Origin of the sequence: Citrobacter portucalensis (genome assembly GCF_023374935.1) — a bacterium.
In the GTDB taxonomy this organism is placed as follows: Bacteria; Pseudomonadota; Gammaproteobacteria; order Enterobacterales; family Enterobacteriaceae; genus Citrobacter; species Citrobacter portucalensis.
Window position 1 is genome coordinate 1,863,853 of the sequence record NZ_CP092466.1, and the last position, 22,282, is coordinate 1,886,134.

A 22,282-nucleotide genomic window follows, 5' to 3' on the forward strand; every position below is an offset into this window, starting at 1 on the left:
GGAGATTGATTTAGCGCAATTTTGGCGGTAGCTGACTACCGCCAGAGAGGTATTTGTCCCGGCGTCAGGCGGAGAAAAACGCCATCAGCAGAGGCACTAACAGACTCAGAATAAAGCCGTGGACGATGGCTGCCGGGACCATTTCCAGACCGCCGCTGCGTTGTAAAACGGGCAGGGTGAAATCCATTGATGTCGCGCCGCATAATCCCAGCGCGGTAGAGCGGCTGCGGCCCACCATTCCTGGAATCAACATAATGGCGATCAGCTCACGGGCCAGGTCGTTAAAGAAGGCGGCACTACCAATTACGGGCCCGAACGATTCGGTTAACAGAATACCGGACAGGGAATACCAGCCAAAACCTGATGCCATCGCCAGCGCGGTTTTCAGCGGTAGACCGAGGATCAAGGCATTGATCACCCCCGCCAGCATCGAACTGGCGACGACGACGACGGCCACGATCATCCCCCGACGGTTCAACACAATTTGCTTTAAGGTCATGCCGCTGTTGCGCAGTTGAATCCCCACCAGGAACAGTAAAAAGATTAACGTATATTCGCTGGCTTCGGTGGCATGCTGCAGAATGGGAAGCCCAGTGAGGCCGAGCAGGAAGCCGATGACGACGACGCCGCAAAGCTGAAGCGACTCAAGCGCCATTGCAATTCGCGAGGGGAGCTTTTCTTGCTTGTGGTTGTGTCTCCAGGGCAGCGAACGCTCCAGCCAGAACAGCGCCGCAATATTACACAGTATAATGACCGTCACGCTGACCGCAGAATAATGAAGAATGGCTAACAGGTTGCTGGCGAGATTATCCAGAAACGCCAGGCTAATACCCATAAAAAAGAGAATAAGGTAGACGATCCAGCTTAACAGGCGATTGATAAGTTGTAATACAGTCCTGTGCCGGAGCGGAATAAGGTAGCCCACAATAAGGGGAACCAGAATGATTAACAGCCCTGAAAACATGAAAACCAGATCCTTGCTGAGAAGTAAGACGAAATGCGTCACTATAACCTAAATAATTCAAGTTGCAGGAAGGCGGCAAGGGAGTGAATCCCCGGGAGCGTACATAAGTACGTGACTGGGGGGAGCGAGCGCAGTCAACACATCTGCAACTTGAAGTATAACGGGTATACACACTACTCAATGCAAAGAGGGGAGTAAAGTTGCAAATAAAAGGAAATATAGAGAGGAACAAAAAGACCTGACTTTCGCCAGGCCTTTTTGTTAGCGATTAATCGCGTTTTTCGAGCAGGGTGCGGTAAATAAGACCGCCGAGAACCCCACCGATAATCGGCATGACCCAGAAGAACCACAATTGTTGCAATGCCCAGCCGCCCTGGAAAATGGCTACTGCGGTACTACGTGCCGGGTTTACGGAGGTGTTGGTGACCGGAATACTGATCAAGTGAATCAGTGTTAACGCCAGACCAATTGCGATAGGTGCAAAACCTGCCGGAGCATGTTTATCGGTCGCGCCGTGGATCACTAATAAGAAACCTGCGGTCAGGATAATTTCAATGACGACGGCAGAAAGCATGGAATAACCGCCTGGTGAATGTTCACCAAAGCCGTTCGAAGCAAAACCACTGGCCGTTGCATCAAAACCTGCTTTACCGCTGGCAATAAGATACAGTGCCGCAGCTGCAACAATACCGCCCACAACCTGAGCAATAACGTAACCAATAACATCTTTTGCCGGGAAACGACCGCCAGCCCATAAACCGAAGGTTACCGCCGGGTTAAAATGCCCACCTGAAATATGACCCACAGCGAATGCCATGGTTAATACTGTCAGGCCGAATGCCAGCGCGACACCGGCAAATCCAATTCCCAATTCCGGGAATGCGGCTGCCAGCACTGCACTACCGCACCCACCAAAAACGAGCCAAAACGTACCGAAGAATTCAGCTGCTAATTTCCTGAACATAACCACCTCAATTAAAAGTTCCGGGTTCGTGTTCCTTGCCCGGTAATTCATCGCTAAAAGGGACGATGATGAAAGAGCGGGTATTTTAGAAAAAAATATCATCCCTTCGCCAGTTAAATTGATGAAAAAATTTGATTTAAGGCAATATGTTGCGATTCCTTTTTGAATCTTGGGTGAATGAAGCATAGTTCAATTAGCGAAAGGACGATGATTAAGTTCTGAAATTATATTCAGGAGAAAACATAAGAAGAATATTCTTATTTTTTTTGCTTTTGCGATTCACACCAGATTGATATCGGGTGTCCTGAGCGACCGCTTGCCGTTATACTCCTGATAACTTGAAGGAAAAAGTTAGCATTTCCGGAGGCTATATGATTCTCGAACGCGTTGAGATTGTTGGATTTCGCGGTATTAACCGTCTGTCGTTGATGCTGGAGCAGAGCAACGTGCTGATTGGGGAGAACGCGTGGGGTAAATCCAGTCTGCTGGATGCCTTGACCCTGCTGCTGTCGCCGGAGTCAGACTTGTATCATTTTGTCCGCGAGGATTTCTGGTTCCCGCCGGGTGATATACAGGGCAGGGAACACCACCTGCACATTATCCTGACGTTTCGTGAATCCCAGCCGGGTCGTTACCGGGTGCGTCGCTATCGTCCTCTGGAAGCCAGTTGGACGCCTTGCCAGGATGGCTATCACCGCATTTTTTATCGCCTGGAAGGCGAGTGTGCGGATGACGGTAGCGTTCTTACCTTGCGCAGTTTTCTTGATGGCGACGGCCATCCATTACCTCTCGATGACATTAACGATCAGGCGCGCCACCTTGTGCGTCTGATGCCGGTACTACGTCTGCGCGACGCGCGATTCATGCGACGGATCCGCAACGGTACCGTGCCGGACTCGGCGGATGTCGAAGTCACCGCCCGCCAACTGGATTTTCTGGCGCGTGAGCTGGCTACCCGGCCGCAAAACCTGACCGACGGGCAGATCCGCCAGGGGTTATCGGCCATGGTTCAGTTGTTGGAGCACTATTTTTCCGAGCAGGGGGCTGGCCAGTCCCGCTACCGTCTGATGCGCCGTCGCTCCAATAACGAACAACGGAGCTGGCGCTATCTGGACATTATTAACCGCATGATTGATAAACCCGGCGGACGTACGCACCGGGTTATTCTGTTGGGCCTGTTTTCGACCTTGTTGCAGGCCAAAGGCACGCTAAGGCTGGATAAAGACGCCCGACCTTTACTGCTGGTGGAAGATCCGGAAACGCGTTTACATCCCATCATGCTGTCGGTGGCCTGGCACTTGTTGAATTTACTGCCTCTGCAGCGAGTGGCGACCACCAACTCCGGTGAGCTGCTGTCCCTTACGCCTGTTGAGCATGTTGTTCGTCTGGTACGTGAATCATCCCGCGTCGCTGCCTGGCGGCTGGGGCCGGGTGGGATCAGTGCAGAAGATGGTCGGCGAATCGCATTTCATATTCGTTTTAATCGTGCGTCATCGTTGTTTGCCCGCTGCTGGCTGCTGGTGGAAGGTGAAACGGAAACCTGGGTTATTAACGAACTGGCCCGCCAGTGCGGACACCACTTTGATGCAGAAGGGATTAAAGTCATTGAATTTGCCCAGTCCGGTCTTAAGCCGCTGGTTAAATTCGCCCGCCGGATGGGGATAGAGTGGCATGTGCTGGTCGATGGCGATGAAGCCGGGAAAAAGTACGCGGCCACGGTACGTAGCTTATTGAATGACGACAGAGAGGAAGAGCGTGAGCATTTGACCATGCTCCCCGCGCTGGATATGGAACACTTTATGTATCGCCAGGGGTTTGCTGACGTCTTTCACCGGGTGGCGCAAATCCCTGAGAATGTGCCTATGAATATACGCAAAATTATCTCCAAGGCGATACATCGTTCGTCAAAACCGGATTTGGCCATTGAGGTGGCGATGGAAGCCGGGCGGCGGGGCGTTGATGCGGTGCCAACGCTGCTGCGAAAAATGTTTTCCCGCGTGCTGTGGCTGGCACGCGGCAGAGCGGATTAGTGGCGAAACATCGACAACAGCTGCGAATGGATGCTGTCCAGTAGCTGATAGCGGCGGCGGTATTCTGCGCGTTTTTTGCTCGCAATATCCGCCTCGCTTTTTCGCGCCAGCGTGCGTGGAATATGATAGTACCCGTTGCTGTCGCACTCACCGCCAACCGACTCCCAAAAAGCGTTGTAGTCAGAATGGATCACCTTGTTTTTATCGTGGTAGCGTTGACTGCGAAAGATATGCTGTTCATTGCTTACAGCCATAACTTTTTCAATATTCAACTGTTCGGCTAAACGGCAAATGGTTTCCATCACAATACGTTTTGGGAAAATTCCATGGCAGGACTTCGTTGCTTTTTGGATTGCTTCGTGTGGTAGTTGCGCATTGCCCTGCACACCGCCAATAAATAATGTACTTTTCCCATTATATTCGCAGAACGTAAACGTCATTTTGGTTAGCACGTCTCCGTGACCATTGCGCACCTGAATGGTGGCTTCACCCTCTTTATCCAGTACCGGAAACATCATCATGGTGATGGTAAATATATCGCCGTCTTTACCTTCGGTTTGCGCCAGATGTAAGCCGTCATTGCTTAATAAGGCGTTAAATTCAGCGGGTAAGAATGCGTGGCGGATAAAATGGTAATGAAAACGCACCGCATCTAAACGCATTTTGCGGGAGAAGTTTGCCGCAAGATAAGGACGGTGCAAACGAACCGGCAGTCGGGGTTGACGGGCGAGCAGGGGGCCAAGATCCGGCCATTGGGCCAGTTCAGTCATCCATTCCTGAGTGAGACGGGGTATCAATAATGAACGCCAGATAAATTTACGACGAAAGCTCCGTTTATCCCAGCAATGTGCGGGCCGTAAATGACCGCTGCTCAGGCTGAAAAAAAGGCCAAAACGCGTGACTGGTTTGGTGGAAAGAAAAGTGCTTTCAGTTAGTTGACTCATAATATAAATCCGATTGATACCCTTGTACTAATTTCAGCACAGCGGATCTTAACCATTCATCAATAACTCTGTTATTCTTGCGCTTTTCAACGGCGATTTATTTAACGTTGATGTTTAGCACTCCACTCTGGTGGGCGTATTGGGGGAATTGGGACATTTATGAAGCTCAAGGGAAAAATCAAAAAACGCTATTTTCTGTTCGCCGTCATCCTTATTGTGGCGGTAATTGCACTTTGGCGAACGCTTAATGCACCTTTACCTCAGTATCAAACATTAATTGTTCGACCTGGCGATCTGCAACAAAGCGTGCTGGCGACCGGTAAGCTGGATGCGCTGCGTAAAGTTGACGTCGGGGCGCAGGTCAGCGGGCAGTTAAAAACGCTGTCGGTCGCGATTGGCGATAAAGTAAAAAAAGATCAGTTGCTCGGTGTTATCGATCCTGAACAGGCGCAAAACCAAATCAAAGAGGTTGAAGCGACGCTGATGGAATTGCGCGCCCAGCGTTTACAAGCCGAAGCTGAGTGGAAGCTGGCGCGGGTCACTCTCTCCCGCCAACAACAGCTGGCGAAAACTCAGGCCGTTTCACAGCAGGATCTCGACACGGCGGCCACCGAAATGGCGGTCAAACAGGCGCAAATTGGCACAATTGACGCGCAAATTAAGCGTAATCAGGCCTCTCTCGATACGGCAAAAACCAACCTTGATTACACCCGCATCGTTGCGCCAATGGCTGGCGAAGTAACGCAAATTACTACCCTGCAAGGGCAAACCGTTATTGCCGCCCAGCAGGCCCCTAATATTCTGACGCTGGCGGATATGAGCACCATGCTGGTAAAAGCGCAGGTTTCTGAGGCTGATGTAATTCACCTGCATCCTGGGCAAAAGGCCTGGTTTACCGTGCTGGGCGATCCGCAAACACGCTATGAAGGTAAGCTCAAAGATGTTCTTCCGACGCCAGAGAAAGTGAATGATGCGATTTTCTACTATGCCCGCTTCGAAGTTCCCAACCCGAAAGGGATCCTGCGTCTGGATATGACCGCGCAGGTCCATATCCAGCTCACTGATGTCAAAAATGTCCTGACCATCCCGCTGTCGGCGCTGGGCGATCCTATTGGCAACAACCGCTATAACGTCAGACTACTGCGTAACGGCGAAACCCGCGAACGTGAAGTGGTTATCGGCGCGCGTAATGACACCGATGTGGAGATCGTGAAAGGGCTGGAAGAGGGGGATGAAGTCATTACCGGTGAGGGCAACGCTGGAGCTGCAAAATGACAGCATTGCTTGAGCTGAGCCATATCCGCCGCAGCTATCCGTCAGGTGAAGGCCAGGTTGAGGTGTTGAAGGACGTATCCTTGAGCATTCAGGCCGGGGAAATGGTGGCGATTGTCGGGGCGTCGGGTTCGGGTAAATCGACGCTGATGAACATTCTCGGCTGTCTGGATAAGCCAACCAGCGGTACGTATCGCGTTGCCGGACGCGATGTCTCTACGCTGGATAGCGATGCGCTAGCGCAACTGCGTCGTGAGCATTTTGGTTTTATCTTCCAGCGCTATCACCTGCTGTCGCATTTAACCGCCGCACAAAACGTTGAGGTACCCGCGGTCTACGCGGGCACTGAACGTAAGCAGCGCCTGGCGCGTGCGCAGGAATTACTCCAGCGGCTGGGGTTGGGTGACCGGGTTGACTATCAACCTTCCCAGCTTTCCGGTGGTCAGCAGCAGCGGGTCAGTATCGCGCGTGCGCTGATGAACGGAGGGCAGGTTATTCTTGCCGACGAACCCACCGGTGCACTGGATAGCCATTCCGGCGAAGAGGTGATGGCGATTTTGCACCAGCTGCGCGATCGCGGGCATACGGTAATTATCGTTACTCACGACAGCCAGGTCGCCGCGCAGGCCGAACGGGTCATTGAAATTCGTGACGGTGAGATTGTGCGCAATCCACCGCCACAGAAACCCTCTGGCGGACGCGATATTGCGGAGCCAACGGTGAAAACGGCATCCGGCTGGAGCCAGTTTGTCAGCGGTTTTCGTGAAGCGCTTACCATGGCCTGGCTGGCAATGGCCGCGAATAAAATGCGAACGCTACTGACCATGCTTGGGATCATTATCGGTATTGCTTCGGTGGTGTCGATCGTGGTGGTAGGCGATGCGGCTAAACAACTGGTACTGGCAGATATTCGCGCTATTGGTACTAACACCATTGATATCTATCCAGGCAAAGACTTCGGCGACGACGATCCGCAATATCAACAGGCGTTGAAGTATGACGATTTGACGGCGCTACAGAAGCAGCCCTGGGTCAGTTCAGTAACGCCTGCGGTGTCGAAGAACCTGCGGTTGCGCTATGGCAATATCGACGTTGCTGCCAGTGCTAATGGCGTTAGCGGCGACTATTTCAACGTCTATGGCATGACATTTAGCGAAGGGACCACCTTTAACGCCGAGCAACTGGCGGGGCGCGCTCAGGTGGTGGTGCTCGACAGCAATACCCGTCGTCAGTTGTTCCCCAATAAAGCGAAAGTTGTTGGCGAAGTCGTGCTGGTGGGGAATATGCCTGCCACGGTGATTGGTGTTGCAGAAGAGAAACAGTCGATGTTTGGCAGTAGCAAGATCCTGCGTGTCTGGCTGCCTTACAGCACTATGTCCGGGCGCATTATGGGACAGTCGTGGCTGAACTCGATCACCGTGCGGGTGAAGGATGGTTTTGACAGTGCCCAGGCCGAACAGCAACTGACCCGACTGTTGACGTTGCGCCACGGTAAGAAGGATTTCTTCACCTGGAATATGGACGGCATCTTGAAAACCGCCGAAAAGACCACACGTACATTACAACTCTTCCTGACGCTGGTGGCGGTGATTTCGCTGGTGGTCGGTGGGATTGGCGTGATGAATATTATGCTGGTTTCAGTAACCGAACGAACGCGTGAGATTGGTATTCGTATGGCGGTTGGCGCTCGCGCCAGTGACGTGCTGCAACAGTTCTTAATTGAAGCGGTGTTAGTGTGTCTGGTTGGCGGCGCGTTGGGCATTAGCCTGTCGATGCTGATCGCTTTTACGCTACAGCTATTTCTGCCGGGCTGGGAAATTGGATTCTCACCCGTAGCGCTGTTGACGGCGTTCCTGTGTTCGACTGCAACCGGTGTGTTGTTTGGCTGGTTACCGGCGCGGAATGCGGCACGTCTGGATCCAGTAGATGCTCTGGCGCGGGAATAATGCCACAGAGATAAAAATGCCAGCCGCAAGGGCTGGCATTTTGACTGCGGGATGTACACAATGAGACAGAAGAGCTATGCGACAGCTTCTGTTTCAATGACAGGCACGATGACACTGGCATGATTGCCTTTTGGCCCCTGGTGGACATCAAACTGGACAGACTGTCCGGCTTTTAGCGTTCTGTAACCATCCATCTGAATGGTGGAGTAATGGGCGAAAATATCTTCGCCGCCGCCTTCGGGGCAAATGAAACCAAACCCTTTGGCGTTGTTGAACCACTTAACAGTACCCGTTTCCATACTTCGACATCCTTCGTAAATCTTATATAAGTAAGATGGAATGAACCGGTGGCGGAGTGGGGGCTGTTCAAAACCTCGCCAACTCTCGAAACTACAATTTAGAGAAATCAGGCGGGGCGTCAAGCGCCATGCAGACGGAATAGGGTAAAAATGCATCAAAATTTGAAGCAGTTAACGCTATTGTCGGTTATGTGACAGATGTCGCGGATGGCACTAATAGATGATAGTTATCTAATACTTGAGGTAGATTGATTGTGCGCATAGGCTGCTTGTCAGCGGCAAGATTTTCTGCCGGAAACCGTAATTGAAGATGACGACTGACAATGGGTAAGACGAACGACTGGCTGGATTTCGATCTGCTGGCGGAAGACAAATTGCGCGACGCGCTAAAACCGCCATCTATGTATAAAGTGATATTAGTCAATGATGATTACACTCCGATGGAGTTTGTTATTGACGTGTTACAAAAATTCTTTTCTTATGATGTAGAACGTGCAACGCATCTGATGCTTGCAGTTCACTATCAAGGCAAAGCTATCTGCGGCGTGTTTACTGCCGAAGTGGCTGAAACCAAAGTAGCGATGGTGAACAAATATGCGAGGGAGAACGAGCATCCGTTGCTGTGTACGCTGGAAAAAGCCTGAATGCAGGCATAAACATTGGGGGAGGTGCCTATGCTCAATCAAGAACTGGAACTCAGTTTAAACATGGCTTTCGCCAGAGCGCGCGAGCACCGACATGAGTTTATGACCGTCGAGCACTTGTTACTGGCGTTGCTCAGTAACCCATCGGCCCGCGAAGCGCTGGAAGCGTGTTCTGTGGATCTGGTGGCGCTCCGTCAGGAACTCGAAGCCTTCATTGAACAGACCACACCTGTATTGCCTGCCAGTGAGGAAGAACGCGACACGCAGCCAACGTTGAGTTTTCAGCGTGTACTGCAACGCGCGGTCTTTCATGTTCAGTCCTCCGGGCGCAATGAAGTTACCGGCGCAAATGTGCTGGTCGCTATCTTCAGCGAGCAGGAATCTCAGGCGGCTTATCTGCTGCGTAAGCATGAAGTAAGTCGTCTTGATGTGGTGAATTTTATTTCTCATGGCACGCGCAAAGACGAACCCAGTCAGTCTTCTGACTCTGGGAATCAGCCAAATAACGAAGAGCAAGCTGGCGGGGAGGACCGTATGGAGAACTTCACGACTAACCTTAACCAGCTTGCCCGAGTGGGCGGAATTGATCCGCTCATTGGCCGGGACAAAGAGCTGGAGCGCGCCATTCAGGTACTGTGCCGTCGCAGAAAAAACAACCCGCTGCTGGTGGGAGAGTCTGGCGTCGGTAAAACCGCCATTGCCGAAGGCCTCGCCTGGCGTATCGTCCAGGGTGATGTGCCTGAAATCATGGCTGATTGCACCCTTTACTCCCTGGATATCGGCTCGCTGTTGGCTGGCACCAAATATCGCGGTGATTTTGAGAAACGCTTTAAGGCGCTGCTGAAACAGCTGGAACAGGATACTAACAGTATTCTGTTTATCGATGAGATCCACACCATTATCGGTGCGGGTGCGGCATCGGGCGGCCAGGTGGATGCGGCTAACCTGATCAAGCCGCTGCTCTCCAGCGGTAAGATCCGTGTGATAGGGTCCACAACCTATCAGGAATTCAGCAATATCTTTGAAAAGGACCGTGCGTTAGCGCGCCGTTTCCAGAAAATTGATGTCACTGAGCCATCGGTAGAAGAGACCGTACAGATAATCAACGGTCTGAAGCCAAAATACGAAGCGCACCATGATGTCCGCTATACCGCCAAAGCGGTGCGTGCAGCGGTCGAACTGGCGGTGAAATACATTAACGATCGTCATCTGCCGGATAAAGCGATCGACGTGATCGATGAGGCGGGCGCGCGTGCGCGTCTGATGCCGGTCAGCAAGCGCAAGAAAACCGTCAACGTGGCGGATATCGAGTCCGTTGTGGCCCGCATTGCGCGGATCCCGGAGAAGAGCGTTTCGCAGAGCGATCGCGACACGCTGAAAAACCTGGGCAACCGTCTGAAAATGCTGGTATTCGGACAGGATAAAGCCATTGAGGCGCTGACTGAAGCGATCAAAATGAGCCGTGCCGGTCTGGGACACGAGCATAAACCGGTTGGTTCGTTCTTGTTTGCCGGACCAACTGGCGTCGGTAAGACCGAAGTCACGGTGCAGTTGTCCAAAGCACTCGGCATTGAACTGCTGCGTTTTGATATGTCCGAGTATATGGAACGCCACACCGTTAGCCGCCTGATTGGTGCGCCTCCGGGGTATGTCGGTTTCGACCAGGGCGGTTTGCTGACCGATGCTGTTATTAAGCATCCGCATGCGGTACTGCTGCTGGATGAAATCGAAAAAGCGCACCCGGATGTCTTTAACCTGCTGCTGCAAGTGATGGATAACGGTACGCTGACCGACAATAACGGGCGTAAAGCGGATTTCCGCAACGTGGTGCTGGTCATGACCACCAACGCTGGTGTGCGTGAAACTGAGCGTAAATCGATTGGGTTGATTCATCAGGACAACAGTACTGATGCAATGGGCGAAATCAAAAAAGTGTTTACGCCGGAATTCCGTAACCGTCTCGACAACATTATCTGGTTTGATCATCTCTCTACCGAGGTGATTCATCAGGTTGTTGATAAGTTTATCGTCGAGCTTCAGGTACAGCTGGATCAGAAAGGTGTCTCTCTGGAAGTGAGTCAGGAAGCGCGTGACTGGCTGGCAGAGAAAGGCTACGACCGCGCAATGGGCGCACGTCCAATGACGCGTGTGGTCCAGGATAATCTGAAAAAACCATTGGCTAACGAACTGCTGTTCGGTTCGCTGGTGGATGGTGGCCAGGTGACCGTTGCGCTGGATAAAGAGAAAAATGAGCTGACCTATGGCTTCCAGAGTGCGCAAAAGCACAAGCCAGAAGCCGCACATTAATCTTTAATCACCTAATCAGCCGGGCGTAATGCCCGGTTTTTTTCGCCTGATAATCGTGATTTGAAATGGGATATTCGGGGAGTTTAAACGGCAGGCAAAAAATAAGCCTGCGTAAGGGAGATTACGCAGGCTAAGGAGGTGGTTCCTGGTACAGCTAGCATTTATGGGTTATGTTTTTCAGCGGAGGGGATAATACCCTTAATGAACGAAACGGTATGTGATCGATTTCTAAGAATCTTCCGAACGCTGAAAAATAACCGTAATTAACTACTTAGCATGCGGGTTGCGCGTGGACTCACCGGTAAAATTACGCATCAACAATGCATAATTCAGATCGATATCCTCTGGTACTGGCATCCACACGGTGTAACCATCGCCCGGCGCAACCGGCATGGCTTCGCCTTTCGCGTTTTCCATCTGCTCGAGGGTAAAGTTGATGTTGCCTTGTGGGGTCATCAGCTCCAGGCTGTCGCCGACGGTGAATTTGTTTTTCACCAGTACGGCTGCCAGTTCACCTTTACGTTCGCCGGTAAACTCGCCGACAAACTGCTGACGCTCGGAAACAGAGAAGCCGTATTCGTAGTTCTGATAGTCGTCATGCGTATGGCGGCGCAGGAACCCTTCGGTGTAACCACGATGCGCCAGACCTTCCAGCGTTTCGAGCAGTTGCGGGTCGAACGGTTTACCGGCTGCGGCATCATCAATGGCTTTACGATAGACCTGCGCGGTACGTGCACAGTAATAGTATGACTTGGTGCGGCCTTCGATCTTCAGGGAATGCACGCCCATCTGCGTCAGGCGTTCAACGTGGGCAATGGCACGCAAATCCTTTGAGTTCATGATGTAAGTGCCATGTTCGTCTTCGAACGCGGTCATATACTCACCCGGACGCTGGGCTTCTTCAATCATAAAGACTTTGTCTGTCGGCGCGCCAATACCCAGCGTGGGTTCGACGTTTTGTACCGGGATAGGCTCGTACTTATGCACGATATTGCCCACCACATCTTCTTTGCCTTCCTGCACGTTGTATTCCCAGCGGCAGGCATTGGTGCAGGTACCCTGGTTAGGGTCACGCTTGTTGATATAGCCAGAAAGCAGGCAACGGCCGGAGTAGGCCATACACAGCGCGCCGTGAACGAAGATCTCAAGCTCCATATCCGGCACCTGGGTGCGGATCTCTTCGATTTCTTCCAGCGACAGCTCGCGGGAGAGGATCACACGGGTCAGCCCCATCTGCTTCCAGAATTTCACCGTCGCCCAGTTTACGGCGTTAGCCTGTACTGAAAGGTGAATGTCCATGTCAGGGAAGTTTTCGCGCACCAGCATAATCAGACCAGGGTCTGACATGATCAGTGCATCCGGCCCCATTTCCACCACCGGTTTCAGATCACGAATGAAGGTCTTCAGCTTGGCATTGTGTGGGGCAATGTTAACCACCACATAGAATTTTTTACCCAGTTCATGGGCTTCATTAATGCCGAGCTGCAGGTTTTCGTGGTTGAATTCGTTGTTGCGTACGCGCAGTGAGTAACGCGGTTGGCCCGCATACACAGCGTCTGCGCCATAGGCGAAAGCGTAACGCATGTTTTTCAGCGTTCCCGCCGGGGAAAGGAGTTCCGGTTTAAACATAATTTTCTCGTTCTGATGACAGGTCAGACTCGCCTCACTCAATGAGGCGGTTAGGGGAGTGCCCCCATATTAAGGGCGGGCATTGTAGCGCTGCGAGGAAGTCAGGTAAAGAAAAACGCCGGGCGACAGCGTTGTGTTACCCGGCTGGGCGAGTAATTATCAGGTCTTATCTTTTATCGTCTGACTGACACCATTGGTCTTAACTGAAGCAATACCGGTCTCGCGTGACTGTTCATTCGCATACAGTTGACTGCTACCAATAATCTGGTGGTTTGCAGCTTTCAGGTTGAAATGTAATTTGCCATTAGACGCTGTTTTTTTCTCATAACGCTCATCCAGAGGGCTGTTAGCCTGGACAGATGCGATCCCTTTTTCTGCAGCACCTTTTGTAGTGTAAAGCTCACTGGTAAGGATTATTTCCCCGTTCCCAGCTTTAAGAACAAAGCGGTACTGATCATCGCTACTCTTACTTAATTCAAACCAACCAGCCATATGAACTCCTTGATTAAAAGTTTTATATCAAACAGTTATTGACGACAGTATTGTCAGAAAGAGTATGAGCGATATTTGGATAGTTGCTAGTTACCAGGGCTCACGGAGCAGCGGAGCCCTGAAGGGCAGGAGAGTTTAAGCAATTCGGCAGGCGTCGGCTTCCCAGCGATACCCCACGCCATAGACCGCGCGGATAAACGACTGCTCGGCATCCAGCGACTCCAGCTTGCGTCGCAGGTTCTTAATATGGCTGTCGATGGTGCGGTCGGTAACGACGCGGTAATCGTCATAGAGATGATTGAGCAACTGTTCACGGGAGAACACTTTTCCCGGCTCATGTGACAACGTTTTAAGTAAGCGGAATTCGGCGGGCGTTAAATCGAGCATCTTCCCACGCCAGGAGGCCTGAAAACGGCCTTCATCGACGATAAGCGGGCTGTCTGCATCCATTTGTTGCAGTTCGCGCTGCGGTTTGCAGCGGCGTAGAATTGTTTTCACGCGAGCCACGACTTCGCGCGGGCTGTAAGGTTTACAAATATAATCATCAGCACCGATCTCCAGCCCCAGCAGGCGATCAATCTCTTCGATTTTAGCGGTTACCATCATGATGGGGACTTCTGAGAAGCGGCGGATTTCCCGACACAGAGTCAGACCGTCGGTACCGGGCAGCATCAGATCCAACAAGATCAGATCGGGCGGCGTTTGGCGCACGTAAGGCAGAACCAGGTCGCCGTGGTTGATCAGCGTAGGGGCATAGCTCGCTGCTCGCAGATAGTCGATCAGCAGTTGCCCCAACTTAGGCTCATCTTCCACGATCAGAATACGCGGTGTGTTTTCATCAATGGGTAACTCAGTCATACATCTCTCTGTAAATCATGGTTATGGCTCTTATGCCAGTAACAGCGCGGATATTGATAACTGTTGGTAAAATGTACCCCTGTCAGTATCCCCGTGATTGTTGCTGATGGTTAAATTATGCTCACATCCCCCACCATGTTTGGGGTGAATTTCTGGCATGCTGGCGCGTTTAGTGAGTTTCGGATATTCATAGCGACTTGTAAACATGATCACACCGCGCTAAATGTTCATCTGTTCAAATAAATGGGTTCTAAAACTATGCTCAAGCCAGTAGAGAAGAAGTTCTGGTGGCGACTATATGACTTACTCGTTAACGGCGCTGTAATCACGTTTTGAGGAAATCGTAGGCATATAGAAATAGCTTCAATGATATGATAGACAAGGAAAAGCTACGGGAAACCGTGTAATGTTCGGGAGTCACGGAATCTCGGATCACCTCGCGGTGTAGTTCAAACTAACTTAATTATAGAAATTGAGCAGAATAAGATGGCAATTTTTAATTTATACTCAAAGCGACAAAAATTAATAAATGGCGAGATAGATGAAGTCTATTCTTATGATGAAATACCAAGAAAATTAAGAGTGCAAATAATACATATAATGACAGATGTAATAGGTTCGTGTACTTCATTTTCTAGTATGCGATTTTCTTCATATAGATCTAATAGATCAGATAACACCTACAAATTTATATGCAAAACATTACGCACCGAATATGGATTATTCACTTTAGAGAGAGATTCATACTCTTTCTTTACTGAGGTTCGAGACTTTTTTTTGAAAGCTGATGATGTAAATAAATGTCTGGATATCATAGACTTGACATTTAACGTCATAAATAGCGATCTGAGAGACTATTATAGAAATAGTCCAGAAAAAATCAATAATGCGATAGAGGAATTAAACATAAGGTTTAAGGAAAATGCTGTTGGTTTTCAGTTTGAGAATGGAGGATTAATGAAAATTGATTCTCAGTATATTCATTCTGAAGTAGTGAAGCCTACACTTTTTTTATTGAGTTCGAAGGATGAATACAATGGTTCAATGAATGAGTTTCTTTCGGCTCATGAGCATTATAGACATGGAAAATATAAAGAAAGCATGGTTGATTGCTTAAAAGCATTTGAGAGTTTAATGAAATCTATTCATGATAAGCGTGGGTGGGAATATGACCCCAAGAAAACAACCGCAAGGGAACTGGTTAACGGATGTCTCAAAAATGAGTTGATCCCAGAGTATTTGCAGAATCAATTTTCATCTTTGCGCGGTATGTTAGATAGCGGAATTGCTACAATTAGAAACAAAGAGGCTGGGCATGGACAAGGCGCTGATGTAAAAACGGTAGAAGAATCACTCGCAAGTTATATGCTTCATTTAACGGCGACTAATTTGCTGTTTTTAGCTGAATGCGATAAAGCATATTGATTGTTCAAATAATGATGAGACGAAAATAGGTTGCTGCGGAATTCGATTTCCGTAGCGGCCTTTACAATATTATTGCTCTGTGAAAAATAGCGATTAATCGTTTTGATAAAAATACAGAATTTAAATTCGTGGATTGAGCTTTACGAAATATTTAATGATTGATGAGGATATACGGAGGGATGGCAGGGGAGTAGATAAAAAATAGCGCCTAGAGGATTCGGCGCTATGCAATGAGTAAGTAGTTAATGGTGCTAATGAATCAAAACTAATTTCCTTCCCTAAATATATTACTCCATTTATTCCGATTGCTGAAATGTTTTTGCTAGTGTTGAATAAAGCCGCCTACGGCATTGTAAGCGGCAAAGTTAATTAGCTGATGAATTAGCGTCGGGGCTGAATTAAACCTCCTGGTCGTGTGGCCTGTTCCCTTATTTGGGCCATAGAGATCCGCTTGATAGTGGTTTCTAACTCGCGGCTATCCTTCTCACTCCAGCCGTTTGTAGTATTAACCGTTATGTTGTAGTTATTAATTACATCACCACTACCGCCGAAAGCGTCACGGTTACTTATTACGCGCCCGTTATCGCCTGGGATCATATATTGCTTATTGCCCTGTTGGAATAACTCAGGCTTGCCGTGTTCGCCTACGCGGTACATGTTCCCGCCTAATACGGATCCGCCGTTGTAACGTCTGCCACTGAACAAGGATGAGGCAAAGCCCATAAGCCCTGATAAAGCACTCATTGCTATACCTGCGGCCCCGCCCATAGTCGCTGTGGACACTGCCGCCGCTGCTGGTGCTGCTGATGCCGCAATAGCCCCCATTTGTGCTGTGGTTGCCGCTGCGGTTGCTGCCTGGCTTGCTTGCGCCTGTGCTGCGCCCATCACCTGTTGTCTGATATATTCCATACCCATTTCAGTGATAGCGCCTACAACGTCATTTAAAATTGTGCTGCCGATGTTCGCAAAGGCTTCTTTAAGGCTTTGTGTACCGTTCAACAATCCGGTAATGGCATTGGTTGCCCCATCGCCTAAACCACCCAACATCACGCCGATCAGGCGGTTGGTGTCGCTCTGCGCTTGCCATTGCTGCCACTTCAGATCTAAGAGTTGTTGCTCATGGGCTAATTGTTGCTCTTTAATTGTCTCTTCAGTAGCGCCCAAATCTAAAAGCATCTGTTTTCTGATGGCCCATTCATTCTGGATCTGTTGAATCGGATCTATTGCACCTAATGCTTTTTGCTCAGGACTAACGGCGCTATCCCAATCTTTCTGACGGCGTTCCTGATCTAACTTGCTTTGCTGCTCATTAATGCGGGCTAACGTGTCATGGTATTTGGTTTTAGATGCCAATAGCGCTTGCTGGTATTGCTCCTGCTTAATCTTGCCTTGCTTGTAAGCGGCCTCTAGTGCTTCCTGTTCTTGCTTGAATGCTTCTAACGCGCCCTGTTTAGGCAGTAAAGACAATGCCGCCGCCCGTCCGGTATCACCCAGGATCTCATAGGGTGACGGTTTTCTTGTGCGCTTGCCGTTACCGTTGCCTTTGCCGTCGCCATTCCCGTTACCATTGCCGTTGCCGTCAATCGTGCTGCTGTCGCGGTCTGGATTTTTGGGCTGGTTTTTCTTGTTATATTCGTCCTGAATTTTCGCCAATACGTCATGGGCCTGGTCTAACTGATAGGTCATTTCAGTAAGCGGATCCTGAAGATATTTATTGGCTGTGCCGTTCTTCTGGATCAGGTCATTCAGCATGTTATAGCCGTTAATGATGTGCTTAATACCTGGTACAAGGGTAAATGCTTCTACGGCTGCGTCATGAATTGCTTTTCCAGTGTCGCCAAATGTTTCAACGATATCATTCTTCATCTTAACGAGATCGTTAAATGCCTCTTTGATATCATCAACATAACCGCCCACTTCGTAAGCCTTTTCGCCAAATACTTTAAGCGTTTGAGTGCTGCTATCAATTAACTTAACGAATGTATCAGTTGCGCCGAATGCCTGATCCGCTTTCGCTACTAACGTTTTAAATTCGTTCGCCAGTTGGTTTACAGCCTGGCCGGATGTACGCGGTAATTTATCAAATTCGGTATTTACCTGATCCGTTGATTTCTGGATCGCGTTGACCATATCAAGCGCTGATAATTTACCGTCTAGCATATGCTTGCGCAATTGGCCTTTGGTCATGCCCATCTGTTTAGCTACCTGATCCAATACATATGGCGTATTTTCCATAATACTGTTGAATTCCTCGGCCTTAACTACGCCGCCGTCGATAGCTTGTCTGAATTGCTGCATGGCATTGCGCATTTGCTCAGCACTAGCGCCACCAATAGCGCCCATCTTTTGCACTGTGGCGGTAATATTCAGGATCTGCGCGTTACTTGCTCCAGCGTCTTTTAGAGAACGGGTTAGCCCTTCCCATAATGACGTGGTGTCTGCCAGGGTTGCGCCTGTTTCGTTAGAGATCCGCTTCAGTGATTCGAACGTGTCACGCGCTGTGGCTGCATCTTTGGATAATAGGGCAATTCGTGCGGATAGGTTTTTTATTTCCTCTGCCATTTGTACAAATTGCTTAATCTGGCCCGCAATCGCATCAAAGGCTATCGCCGCAATAGCTGCATGAATACCACGCGCAAGGTATTTCATTTTGGTGTTTAGCTTGGTAATTACTTTATCTGTTTTATTAGCGCTGCGCTGTATATCGCTAAGTGATTTAACGGCTTCACCTCTTGCCGCTAATAATTTACCGGTTTGGGCTTCGATTTCGTAATAAATCGTGCCTACGTTCTTGGACATAACAAAATCCTCCTATATGTGGATGTTGGTTAAATTGCGTGTTTACTTATCTATTATAAAAACTATGGGGTAGACGGGAAATAAGGATAATAAAAAGCCCGCGCTGGTGGCGGGCCTCGTTAATTATGCTGCTTGCTTTCTTCTTTCTCTGTGCTGTCTGGATAATTGGGCCATGTATTGAACCCATTCGGTGGATCCCGGCTTGGGTGATTCCTGTTTAACGCTCTCTTTCATCTTATACCAGGCATTAAGCCGTTTAGATGCCTGAATATAATCACTGCCAGGCGCTTGTAATTCCGGTTGCTCTCTCATTTCCGGCTCCGGCAAAGTGACGCGCAATCCGTTTTTTACAACCTCGATATAATGCCGATCACGTAAATCCTTCAGCACGTCATGAATAAACTTAGGTTTTAACCCTAAAATGTGCGATATGCCATTAACGCCGATATCCGCAATCCCATTAATGGATCTGTGAATGATAGTTCGCAATATCAGGGCTTCATGTATCGCCAAATCCAGACTATCTAAGCGTGATAACAGATTGTTGGTCATAATCGCCACCTTATCGCCTGTAAGCGCTTATTTGATGATTAATGGGTAATTACATCGTTTTAATGCTGCGCCTCTCAGGACTCGATACAGGCGCTTTAGTGTATATATATTTTACCTCTTATTACGGGGTTGGCTAAAAAATATCTTTCAGGCAATAAAAAGCCAGCGTTAATGGCTGGCTAATGCTGCGGCTGGTGGCTGGTGGCTGGTGGCTATCACGTTAGATGATATCCTGGCCGCGTAGCTCTATATATTTTTCGGTAGGAATGAGTTGTTCCTTCCCGTCGATGATCGCGATCCGCTTAGATGATAGTGAGTGGGCTAGTTCTTCCGGCTCTAATAGGTCATCTTCTATAAGCATCATTGCGCGGCTGGCGTTCAATGATTTCTCGCGTTCTAAGATGGATATATCAACATTAGCAATGGCTAACGCTTGGGCTTCCGCTGTCGCTGTGGCGTTAGCGGTGTTATTGTTCTGAATGTTCACGGTTGTTGATTCCTGCTTCCTCGGTGCGTTCCTGCCTATAGCGGCTAACCTTGCTTTGACTCGCAATGAAGCCTTATTAATGGCGGCTGTGTCCTCTCTCACTGTGTCGGCAATGGAAAGGCACTCATCCATTAATCGCTCGGCGGCAAAGTCTTTTGCTAACGTTACGGCTTCTCTCAGATCTGGATACAGGCTAAGCCACTTGAATATGGTGCGTGTAGTGGGGAAGCCTGGCGTGTTCCCTATCTGGTTTATTGATTTGCCGTCTAGTATTTCATCAATGATTTTATCGCCCCATTTCTCGGAATAGGTCGATCCGCGTTTACGTGCCATGATAATTACCTCCTATGTGCTTAGATCTTATGAATGTTGCGAATGTAAATTATTACACTTTGCTATTAATAGTAGCCTAACCCTTTATCTGGTGCGGGGTAGGGGGTTAAATGCTGATTGAATGTATCGTTTAAATGCACTGTATCGCGCTGTGTTAAGCGCTGTTATTGGCCGCTTATGATTGGTTATCTGGCTTTAATGCGTTGTTATAATGCGTTTAAGGCGCTCTTATCGGGTATTAATTTTTAGTTTAATCGCGTTTTTAGTAGCAAGAAAAGTTGCTGCTAAATCAGGCTCGGTAAACTGTGCAAATCTGCATAGTTTATGCTGTCTGCTCAACTGGAAATTTTAGGCTAGTTGGGGCGGTTTAATTGGCACCTTGCCAGTTCGGTTATTTATCTCTATCCGTCGATATTGCCAGGCGCTCACGCGCAATTAATCTATCGTTAATCTTGATTAATTCAGCTTCACGCTCTGCATAACTATAACCCAACTCCATAAACGTAATATCACAACTAATCAGCTTATCCAGGCGTTTAAGTAATTCAGGTGTAAGGTAATCCCTGATTTTCCCTTTAGGTATGCCGTGGGCTTTCATATAGCGATCCATTGGCATTCCTAAAACCACGCGATTAAGCATTTTGTACTCGTTTGCATAATGGTAAAACTTGGTATCCTTCCCGCTTTCTTTCCTGCTTATCAGTAGCGTGTCATTTAGTTCTTTACTCTCACCTCTCAGCCTGTGCCGCGTTATCATTGCGGCGGCATATTCTTTAAAGCACTGAATCACCATTAAATGAAATTTAGGACTCAGCCACATTGCATAGGCATACATCAGATCTTCACATAGCCACGCGCCCGGATTATTCCCGCCTTTGATTACTTTATAAGCTAAGCAGGAATTTCTGCTTTGGGTTATTTCATTTATTAGTTCTTGCGTTTGCTTGTTTTCTAGCCACATACTCGGTCTTTTACTGTTTTCAGATCCCGCTATTTTCCATAGGTCATTTGCGCTGAATAGTTCGCCCTTATTTCTGATAGGCTGCCCCATCACTTCAAGCATTAACTTTCTTGCCTGTTCTGGCTCTGTATTCGGCTCTGTGACGGCTGGCAATGGCTCGGCTTTACGTTTGGATGTTTTAGCGAGATTGACACGATACATGGCTTTATAGCCCGCCTGATTGAACGTTTTAACGTGCTGTGGCTTATGATAGAAAAACATAAACATTCCTCCCTATCTGCGTTGTATCAGGTAAAATCTTTAGGTGAAAACAGGCTCTGTATTTTTATTGACTCTGTAAGGTCGGCATTAATCATCTGAACCATCGTGTTACTAATCTTGTAATTATCATCAAGGTCATTGCACGAAAGGCTTTTAAGTAAATCGGCCCTTGCGCTCAATTCCTCAATCTCATTATCAAATAGGCCGTTAAACACTTCGTCGATATTGCTGCGGATCCCCGTTCGGATCATTTGCTGCGTGACCTGTAACGTGTCGCCGTTATCTGGTTTAAAAATGTATCTGCCTGGCGGTAAATCTTCCTGCTCTGCCGGATTCTCATAAACAAGACCGATGCAATAGCTTGCCGCCATGTAAGCAATGTAAGCCTCCACCAGCAAGGATAGGATTTCTTTGATGCCCAATCCCTCAATGGTCGCGGTAGGATTCATCATCATGGCGGCAAATAAGGCAATAATGATTCCTGGCTGATCTTCGAATTCGTTCGCGTTGATGCTATCAATAATTTCGCGGGCACTCGCCGGAATCCTTAAATAATTGCCCTTGTCATTGCAGGTGATGTAAGGTTTACCATCTACCAGTTCGAATGACAGGCGGCTGCCGATACCGCCCATAATTTCATTGAATGCGTTATTTTCAGTGAATGCGCGTAATTCTTCACGATAGAGTTTATTCATTGCGTGGCCCTCCGATTATCTCTTAACATTGATTAGTGGTTTGCGGTTGCTTTGGCGTTGATTAAAGGCGGTGATATTAGCTGGCGCTTTGGTCAAATTAATCCTCCTTCTGGTTTGCTGCATGGCGAATGACTCCGCGCTTGCTGTAATGGTCATTCATTTGCTCTAAAACTTTTCCCAATTCTTTTTTAACTTTCTTTAACCGCTTGGCTTCGTCTTTGCCTTGCCCATCATGCGATGTTTTCAGGTCATCCAGGGAAATATCAATGATTTCGAAAATAAGATCTGACAAGTGCCTAATGGCTTGCCGCTGATAAAATTGCTGGCTTGGATCGCCGTCTTTTCTCATCTTCACCACTCTTTGGTTAATAACGCGGTTGGCGACTTCGATCAGGTGCAACATAGTGATTTACCTCTTTA

At 48.8% G+C, this 22,282-nt stretch carries 19 protein-coding genes; 6 read left to right on the top strand and 13 right to left on the bottom strand.

All coding sequences use genetic code 11. The features are described from left to right. Window positions 1-64: 64 nt before the first annotated feature. The gene (locus LY264_RS08935) at window positions 65-964 is read right to left on the bottom strand and encodes a LysO family transporter (RefSeq protein WP_048224518.1); all 900 of its coding nucleotides are present in this window, start codon (window positions 962-964) and stop codon (window positions 65-67) included. Window positions 965-1,232: 268 nt separating this feature from the next. After that, the gene (gene aqpZ, locus LY264_RS08940) at window positions 1,233-1,928 is read right to left on the bottom strand and encodes an aquaporin Z (protein WP_003840208.1); all 696 of its coding nucleotides are present in this window, start codon (window positions 1,926-1,928) and stop codon (window positions 1,233-1,235) included. Window positions 1,929-2,299: 371 nt separating this feature from the next. Between aqpZ and LY264_RS08945 the strand changes: the two genes are divergently transcribed. Then, window positions 2,300-3,958, top strand: a complete 1,659-nt coding sequence (locus LY264_RS08945; protein ID WP_048224515.1) for an ATP-dependent endonuclease — start codon at window positions 2,300-2,302, stop codon at window positions 3,956-3,958. Here the strand turns inward: LY264_RS08945 and LY264_RS08950 are convergent. After that, a complete protein-coding gene (locus LY264_RS08950; protein WP_048224512.1) occupies window positions 3,955-4,902 on the bottom strand; it encodes a VirK/YbjX family protein in 948 nt (315 codons plus the stop codon). The two genes, LY264_RS08945 and LY264_RS08950, sit on opposite strands and share 4 nt — an antisense overlap. 159 nt (window positions 4,903-5,061) lie before the next feature. Here LY264_RS08950 and macA point away from each other — a divergent pair, with 159 nt between their 5' ends. Further along, on the top strand, window positions 5,062-6,177 hold the full coding sequence (macA, locus tag LY264_RS08955) for a macrolide transporter subunit MacA (RefSeq protein ID WP_008785219.1): 1,116 nt from the start codon (window positions 5,062-5,064) through the stop codon (window positions 6,175-6,177). Continuing rightward, complete coding sequence (gene macB / locus LY264_RS08960) at window positions 6,174-8,120, top strand: macrolide ABC transporter ATP-binding protein/permease MacB (RefSeq protein WP_048215946.1); 1,947 nt, start codon at window positions 6,174-6,176, stop codon at window positions 8,118-8,120. The genes macA and macB overlap by 4 nt, the downstream gene beginning before the upstream one ends. Window positions 8,121-8,194: 74 nt before the next feature. Here macB and cspD read toward each other — a convergent pair whose 3' ends face one another. Further along, a complete protein-coding gene (cspD, locus tag LY264_RS08965) occupies window positions 8,195-8,419 on the bottom strand; it encodes a cold shock-like protein CspD (protein WP_003834283.1) in 225 nt (74 codons plus the stop codon). A gap of 323 nt (window positions 8,420-8,742) precedes the next feature. Here cspD and clpS point away from each other — a divergent pair, with 323 nt between their 5' ends. Together clpS and clpA are read left to right on the top strand one after the other, a co-directional pair. Further along, a complete protein-coding gene (gene clpS / locus LY264_RS08970; protein WP_048224509.1) occupies window positions 8,743-9,063 on the top strand; it encodes an ATP-dependent Clp protease adapter ClpS in 321 nt (106 codons plus the stop codon). Window positions 9,064-9,093: 30 nt separating this feature from the next. Then, complete coding sequence (gene clpA / locus LY264_RS08975) at window positions 9,094-11,370, top strand: ATP-dependent Clp protease ATP-binding subunit ClpA (protein ID WP_003036804.1); 2,277 nt, start codon at window positions 9,094-9,096, stop codon at window positions 11,368-11,370. Between the two features lie 267 nt (window positions 11,371-11,637). On the opposite strand, the gene trhP is transcribed toward clpA, so the two are convergent. The 3 genes from trhP to baeR all read right to left on the bottom strand — a co-directional run bounded on the left by trhP (window position 11,638) and on the right by baeR (window position 14,349). Then, the gene (trhP, locus tag LY264_RS08980) at window positions 11,638-12,999 is read right to left on the bottom strand and encodes a prephenate-dependent tRNA uridine(34) hydroxylase TrhP (RefSeq protein ID WP_043016896.1); all 1,362 of its coding nucleotides are present in this window, start codon (window positions 12,997-12,999) and stop codon (window positions 11,638-11,640) included. 159 nt (window positions 13,000-13,158) lie between these two features. Next, window positions 13,159-13,491 carry a YegP family protein gene (locus LY264_RS08985; protein WP_048224506.1) on the bottom strand — a complete coding sequence of 111 codons (333 nt, stop codon included), beginning with the start codon at window positions 13,489-13,491 and terminating at the stop codon, window positions 13,159-13,161. Window positions 13,492-13,626: 135 nt separating this feature from the next. Continuing rightward, complete coding sequence (gene baeR, locus LY264_RS08990) at window positions 13,627-14,349, bottom strand: envelope stress response regulator BaeR (protein ID WP_032943946.1); 723 nt, start codon at window positions 14,347-14,349, stop codon at window positions 13,627-13,629. A 486-nt stretch (window positions 14,350-14,835) separates the two neighbouring features. Between baeR and LY264_RS08995 the strand changes: the two genes are divergently transcribed. Beyond that, window positions 14,836-15,774 carry an STM4504/CBY_0614 family protein gene (locus LY264_RS08995; RefSeq protein WP_048218141.1) on the top strand — a complete coding sequence of 313 codons (939 nt, stop codon included), beginning with the start codon at window positions 14,836-14,838 and terminating at the stop codon, window positions 15,772-15,774. Window positions 15,775-16,155: 381 nt separating this feature from the next. On the opposite strand, the gene LY264_RS09000 is transcribed toward LY264_RS08995, so the two are convergent. The 6 genes from LY264_RS09000 to LY264_RS09025 form a co-directional block, all read right to left on the bottom strand. Next, entirely contained in the window at window positions 16,156-18,573 is a 2,418-nt protein-coding gene (locus tag LY264_RS09000) for a tape measure protein (RefSeq protein ID WP_071692573.1), read from the bottom strand. 123 nt (window positions 18,574-18,696) lie between these two features. After that, a complete protein-coding gene (locus tag LY264_RS09005; RefSeq protein ID WP_071692574.1) occupies window positions 18,697-19,125 on the bottom strand; it encodes a hypothetical protein in 429 nt (142 codons plus the stop codon). A 220-nt stretch (window positions 19,126-19,345) separates the two neighbouring features. Further along, window positions 19,346-19,945 carry a terminase small subunit-like protein gene (locus tag LY264_RS09010; protein ID WP_071692575.1) on the bottom strand — a complete coding sequence of 200 codons (600 nt, stop codon included), beginning with the start codon at window positions 19,943-19,945 and terminating at the stop codon, window positions 19,346-19,348. 391 nt (window positions 19,946-20,336) lie between these two features. Beyond that, on the bottom strand, window positions 20,337-21,167 hold the full coding sequence (locus tag LY264_RS09015; protein ID WP_071692576.1) for a KilA-N domain-containing protein: 831 nt from the start codon (window positions 21,165-21,167) through the stop codon (window positions 20,337-20,339). Window positions 21,168-21,193: 26 nt separating this feature from the next. Further along, on the bottom strand, window positions 21,194-21,862 hold the full coding sequence (locus LY264_RS09020) for a hypothetical protein (RefSeq protein ID WP_071692577.1): 669 nt from the start codon (window positions 21,860-21,862) through the stop codon (window positions 21,194-21,196). Window positions 21,863-21,959: 97 nt separating this feature from the next. Next, window positions 21,960-22,265, bottom strand: a complete 306-nt coding sequence (locus tag LY264_RS09025) for a hypothetical protein (protein WP_048224487.1) — start codon at window positions 22,263-22,265, stop codon at window positions 21,960-21,962. Window positions 22,266-22,282: the final 17 nt, after the last annotated feature.

What these genes read in the sequence shown, in the direction of transcription:
- LY264_RS08935 (WP_048224518.1), bottom strand. Translation starts at nt 964, where the DNA reads ATGTTTTCAGGGCTGTTAATCATTCTGGTTCCCCTTATTGTGGGCTAC.
- clpS (WP_048224509.1), top strand. Translation starts at nt 8,743, where the DNA reads ATGGGTAAGACGAACGACTGGCTGGATTTCGATCTGCTGGCGGAAGAC.
- LY264_RS09025 (WP_048224487.1), bottom strand. Translation starts at nt 22,265, where the DNA reads ATGTTGCACCTGATCGAAGTCGCCAACCGCGTTATTAACCAAAGAGTG.
- LY264_RS09015 (WP_071692576.1), bottom strand. Translation starts at nt 21,167, where the DNA reads ATGTTTTTCTATCATAAGCCACAGCACGTTAAAACGTTCAATCAGGCG.
- LY264_RS09020 (WP_071692577.1), bottom strand. Translation starts at nt 21,862, where the DNA reads ATGAATAAACTCTATCGTGAAGAATTACGCGCATTCACTGAAAATAAC.
- LY264_RS08945 (WP_048224515.1), top strand. Translation starts at nt 2,300, where the DNA reads ATGATTCTCGAACGCGTTGAGATTGTTGGATTTCGCGGTATTAACCGT.
- LY264_RS09010 (WP_071692575.1), bottom strand. Translation starts at nt 19,945, where the DNA reads ATGGCACGTAAACGCGGATCGACCTATTCCGAGAAATGGGGCGATAAA.
- LY264_RS08985 (WP_048224506.1), bottom strand. Translation starts at nt 13,491, where the DNA reads ATGGCTGGTTGGTTTGAATTAAGTAAGAGTAGCGATGATCAGTACCGC.
- macB (WP_048215946.1), top strand. Translation starts at nt 6,174, where the DNA reads ATGACAGCATTGCTTGAGCTGAGCCATATCCGCCGCAGCTATCCGTCA.
- trhP (WP_043016896.1), bottom strand. Translation starts at nt 12,999, where the DNA reads ATGTTTAAACCGGAACTCCTTTCCCCGGCGGGAACGCTGAAAAACATG.
- macA (WP_008785219.1), top strand. Translation starts at nt 5,062, where the DNA reads ATGAAGCTCAAGGGAAAAATCAAAAAACGCTATTTTCTGTTCGCCGTC.
- baeR (WP_032943946.1), bottom strand. Translation starts at nt 14,349, where the DNA reads ATGACTGAGTTACCCATTGATGAAAACACACCGCGTATTCTGATCGTG.
- clpA (WP_003036804.1), top strand. Translation starts at nt 9,094, where the DNA reads ATGCTCAATCAAGAACTGGAACTCAGTTTAAACATGGCTTTCGCCAGA.
- aqpZ (WP_003840208.1), bottom strand. Translation starts at nt 1,928, where the DNA reads ATGTTCAGGAAATTAGCAGCTGAATTCTTCGGTACGTTTTGGCTCGTT.
- LY264_RS09005 (WP_071692574.1), bottom strand. Translation starts at nt 19,125, where the DNA reads ATGACCAACAATCTGTTATCACGCTTAGATAGTCTGGATTTGGCGATA.
- LY264_RS08995 (WP_048218141.1), top strand. Translation starts at nt 14,836, where the DNA reads ATGGCAATTTTTAATTTATACTCAAAGCGACAAAAATTAATAAATGGC.
- LY264_RS09000 (WP_071692573.1), bottom strand. Translation starts at nt 18,573, where the DNA reads ATGTCCAAGAACGTAGGCACGATTTATTACGAAATCGAAGCCCAAACC.
- cspD (WP_003834283.1), bottom strand. Translation starts at nt 8,419, where the DNA reads ATGGAAACGGGTACTGTTAAGTGGTTCAACAACGCCAAAGGGTTTGGT.
- LY264_RS08950 (WP_048224512.1), bottom strand. Translation starts at nt 4,902, where the DNA reads ATGAGTCAACTAACTGAAAGCACTTTTCTTTCCACCAAACCAGTCACG.